Source organism: Pseudomonas sp. OV226, assembly GCF_003148705.1.
In the GTDB taxonomy this organism is placed as follows: Bacteria; Pseudomonadota; Gammaproteobacteria; order Pseudomonadales; family Pseudomonadaceae; genus Aquipseudomonas.
In genome coordinates, this window is sequence record NZ_QGGS01000047.1 from 1 (window position 1) to 5,159 (window position 5,159).

The window sequence follows — 5,159 nt, forward strand, 5'->3', positions numbered from 1 at the left end:
TTCAACAACCAGAACGGCACCCTGGAAAGCGCCAACACCGACCTGGTGCTCGCCACCGGCAATCTGCTCAACGCCAATGGCACGCTGCTGCACGTTGGTACCGGCACCTTGAACATCGACACTCGCCAAGCCATGGCGGCGGGGGGCAGTCTGGTCACGCGCGGGGCGCTTAGCCTCAGCGGCAACGGCTTGACCAACCGCAGCGTGATTCAGGCCGGGCGCCTGAGCCTCAACCTCACCAATTTTAGCCAAACTGCCGACGGTCAGTTGCTCGCCTCGGACAGCCTCGTGGGTACCGGGTCCAACTGGACCAACGACGGCCTGATCGCCAGTGACGGCAGCATCAACCTGACCTTGGGCGGCCTTTACACCGGCAACGGGCGCCTGAGTGCGGCGGGTGAGCTGACCCTGAGCAGCGATCAGGTATTACTGAGCAACACCGCCAGCATCGCCGGAGGCGGCACGACCCGCCTTAATGTCGGGGGGGCGTTGATCAACTACGGTCGTTTGACCTCCAGTGGCGACCTGATCCTCAATGCCGGCAGTGTCGCCAACTACGGGACTCTGGGCAGCGCGCAAGCGCTCACTGTCACCACTGCGTCGTTGCTCAACGACCACGGGCTGATTTTCAGCGGCGGCGACATGTCGTTGCGTGTGGGTGATTTCACCAACAGTTACGCCGACGTCTACAGCCTGGCCAAGTTGAGCATTGACCGCGACGGTGGCGGAGGTTGGGCCAACAGCATTCTCAACAGTTCGTCGTCGATCCAAAGCGACGGCGCCATGAGCCTCGCTGCCAGCACGATTCAAAATATCCGGGCGCTACTCACGGTCGATAACGCCGGGATTTACACGGCCAAGGCCTACGAAATCACCTGCATCGAAACCGTCAACGCCGGCGATTGCAGCGGCAAACAAAACCACGCCTGGGAGATCGTGACCCGCGAAAAGCTGGACGTGACCGCCGCCAGCGCGGCCTCCAGCATCACCGCCGGTGGCAACCTAAATTTGGCAGGCGGTGATTTGCTCAATGCCAGCAGCACCATCGCCACCAGCGGCAATTTGACCGCCGCGCTCAACAACCTGACCAACAGCGGCGTCGAAACCAGCGACACCGAGTACACACGCCAATTCATGAGCGAGCGGACCAACAACGCCAGCAACCTGTACAACGCCGCCGAAGGGATCAGCGATCAGTACTGGTATCAAAGCGCTCACTACAACCCCAACAACCTGGGTGGCATTGATGCGGCAATCGCCAACTTTATCGCCATGACAGAGCGCGAGCTCACCGAATTCAACACCACGACCAAACTCTCGACGGGCGACCAATCCTATGCGGCGGTGATTCAAGCGGCAGGCGCGGTCAACATCAGCACGCAGAACAATTTCGACAACAGCACCGTCCGCGCCGGGTATACCTATGTCGGCAGCGGTGCTACGACCAATACCGATACGGCGGGCAGCGCTTATTCCACCCGCGTCTCGCTCAATCAGCAACTGCCTCCGGACTTGGCGCAACAGCAGGTCAATCCGACGACGCTGCCGGGCTTCAGCCTGCCCACCGGGCAAAACGGTTTGTTCCGCTTGAGTGGGCAGGATAGCTCGACTGGAAATACCGGTCCCCAGAGCTGGACCCTGGGCGGCGCCAGCCTGCTGACCGGTCAACACCAGAATGTCGGCACCAGTGTGGCGCGGGTACGCGGTGTGCCCACCAGCAGTGGCGGTTCCCACCCGCAGAAGTACCTGATCGAAACCAACCCCGTCCTCACCGACCTCAAGCAATTTATGAGCTCGGACTACCTGCTCGGCGCCCTCGGTTACGACCCCGACCAAAGCGCCCGACGCCTGGGCGATGGCTTCTATGAGCAACGGCTGATTCAACAGGCCATCGTCGCCAGAACCGGCCAGCGCTTTATGGACGGCATGACGTCCGATGAGGCGCAGTTCCGCTATCTGATGGACAACGCCATCGCCAGCAAGGATGCGCTGAATCTGTCGGTCGGCATCAGCCTCACCGCCGAACAGGTCGCGGCCCTGACCCATGACATTGTCTGGCTGGAAAGCGAAGTGATCGACGGCCAGACCGTGCTGGTGCCCGTGTTGTACCTGGGCAACGCCAACAATCGTTTGGCGCCCAACGGCTCACTGATCCAGGGCAGTGACGTGACCCTGATCGCCGGCAACAACCTGAACAATGCTGGGACCCTCAAAGCCACCAACGGCCTGTCTGCTGCTGCCGGCAACAACCTGCTCAATAGTGGTCTGATCAATGCCGGTGGGCGACTCGACCTGTTGGCCGGCAACGACCTGACCAACAAGGCCGGTGGCATCATCGCCGGGCGCGATGTCAGCGTCAGCACGATCAGCGGCGACGTGATCAACGAACGCACCGTCACCTCGCATCAGAGCAGCGGCAACGGTTACAGCCAGCAACGTGACTTCGTTGACAGCGCTGGCCGCATCGAAGCGGCGAACGATCTGACCATCAGCGCCGGGCGCGACTTCAACAACAGCGGTGGTGTGCTGCAAAGCGGTCGCGATCTCAGCATCGGGGCCGGTCGTGACGTCAACATCACCTCCGCCGCACAAGTGGTCAGTAACGACCATGGCGTCGATCTCAACGACTCCAGTATCAAGCACTACGGCGCCGAGGTCACGGCGGGGCAGAACCTGAGTATCCAGGCCGGGCGTGACCTGACCGTGATCGGCAGTCAACTCAATGCGGGCGGCAATGCAGCCCTCGATGCAGGCAACGACCTGACCCTTGCCTCTTCGGCGGACGAGCAACACAGCTACAGCAAAACCAAAAAAGTCACGGAACAGGAAGATCACGTTCACCAGAACGGCAGCGGCGTGAAGGTCGGGGGCAACGTGACGCTCAATGCCGGCAACGACCTGACGCTGATCTCCAGCAATGTCGAGGCCGGTGGCGAAGCCTACCTGTCCGCCGGTAATCAGTTGGCACTGTTGGCCGCGCAGGACAGCGACTACACGCTGTACGACATGAAAAAGAAAGGGGGCTTTGGCGGCAGCAGCAAGACCAAACGTGACGAAGTCACCGATGTGAAAAACATCGGCAGCCAAATCAAGACTGGCGGTGACCTGACCCTGGTCAGTGGTGGCGATCAGCATTACCAGAACGCCAAGCTCGATAGCGGTAAGGACCTGACCCTCGACAGTGGCGGCAGCATCACTTTTGAGGCCGTGAAGGACTCGCATCAGGAGAGCCATGACAAGAGCAGCAGTAACGCGGCGTGGACCAGCATGGAAAGCAAAGGTCAGGTGGATGAAACACTACGCCAGAGCCAACTGACGGCCAAAGGTCAGACACTGATCCACGCGGTGGATGGCTTGCACATCGATGTCAAAGACATCAACCAACAAAGCGTCAGCCAGGCGATCGACGCCATGGTGCAAGCCGACCCGAGCATGGCCTGGTTGAAAGACGCGGAAGCGCGTAATGACGTGGATTGGCGTCAAGTTCAAGAGCTGCATGACAGTTGGGATGAAAGTCATTCCGGACTGGGCGCCCCGGCGATGCTCATCATCATTATTATCGTCACCTACTTCACCGCAGGTTTGGCCTCCGGTGCTCTGGGGTCCGCTGCGGGCGCAACCGCCGGCTCTACCTCGGCCATGTCAGCAGGCCTTGCAGCGACTGCCACCGAAGGGGCGGTGGCCGCAGGTTGGGCGAACGCGGCACTCACCGCGATCATCACATCGGCGGCCAGTACGGCCGCCGTTAGCACCATCAACAACAAAGGCAATATCGGTGCTGCGCTCGAAGAAACTTTCAGCATCGACAACCTGAAAAACTACATCGTGGCCGGGGGCACGGCCGGTCTTACCGCTGGTTTCTTCAATGACTGGACCAGCACCACGACCGGTACCGCGCCACCGTTGACCGACTCCACCAGTGGCGCATTGTCCAATACCGGCAAAGTCCTAGTGGCCGACCCTGGTGGCCTGAGTAGCCTGCAAGGTATCGGTCACTTCACTGAAAACCAGCTCCTGCAAAACTCCACGTCCGCTTTGCTCAACAAAGCCTTGGGGCGCGACGGTAGTCTGGGCGATGCCTTGCAAAACAGTTTGGTGAATGCGTTCACCGCCTATGGTTTCAACCTGGTGGGCGACACCGGATTGCCAAATGGTGAGCCGGCAAAAATTGCTTTGCACGCGCTCATGGGAGGCTTGGCTTCAGTCGCCGCTGGTGGTGATTTCAACACCGGAGCCTTGGCGGCAGGGGTCAATGAAGCGCTAGTTGGCGATTTGGCCTCCGCTTATGCCGGGATGTCGAAGGAGGATAGAGATCGGTTATTGCTGATGAACTCGCAATTGATAGGCGTACTGACGACCGCAGTTCAAGACCCAGATGCAGATATCGACAAACTGCAACTCGGGGCATCGATTGCACAAAGCGGCACGCAATATAACTACCTGAGTCACCAGGACGTGAAGGACTTGGAGAAAGCGCTTGGTGAGTGTCAAGCCCAAGGCAATTGCGACGCTGTAAAGGCGGAGTTTGCCCAGCGCGATGCGGCCAACACCGCGCGACTCAACAACTGCTGGGCGACAGGTGATTGCGCACAAATTCGGGCTGAAATTGAGGAAGGCTCTAAGGACCTGTACGCGCTTTCTCAACACGACGACTCGGGTCTCGCGGATCATTTCGGACATAGCAATTCCAGCGACTGGCTCAATGCCAACACACGAACGAGCCTTGACCACCTTCCCCAAGGCGACCCGGCCAATGCAGTGAAGGCGTTGGCGGCAGCGGGGCTCATTGTTCTGGGGCCAGAAGCGATTGCCCTACTGGCTGGATTGGCCGAAGCCGGGGCGACCACCTGCGCAGCCAACCCGGTACTTTGCGCGAACGAAGTGGGGATCTGGATTGGTGATTTAGGGATGTCGGAAGCACTCCCTGTAGGGCTTGGAGCCGCAGCGGGAGGATTGACGGCCAAGGAGTTGAGCGATCTTCGCGGTTTGATGGAGATCGAAACGAAAACAGGGGCTAAACTAACCGCTGATGAGATTGCGGCAGTTGTTAGGCCGACAGCCCCGGGTGCAAAAGGCGCAGGCAAGGCGCTGGAAACAACCAATCCTATTGTTGTGAGTGGTAGTCGGGCCATCGACAAGGCGCAGAGCTATGAAAGTGG

General features: G+C 59.7%; 1 protein-coding gene. It reads left to right on the top strand.

Going from position 1 to position 5,159, the window contains the following annotated elements; all coding sequences use genetic code 11:
- Positions 1-5,159, top strand: a 5,159-nt coding sequence (locus tag C7534_RS32130; RefSeq protein WP_177412323.1) for a DUF637 domain-containing protein, incomplete at both ends; no start/stop codon positions are given.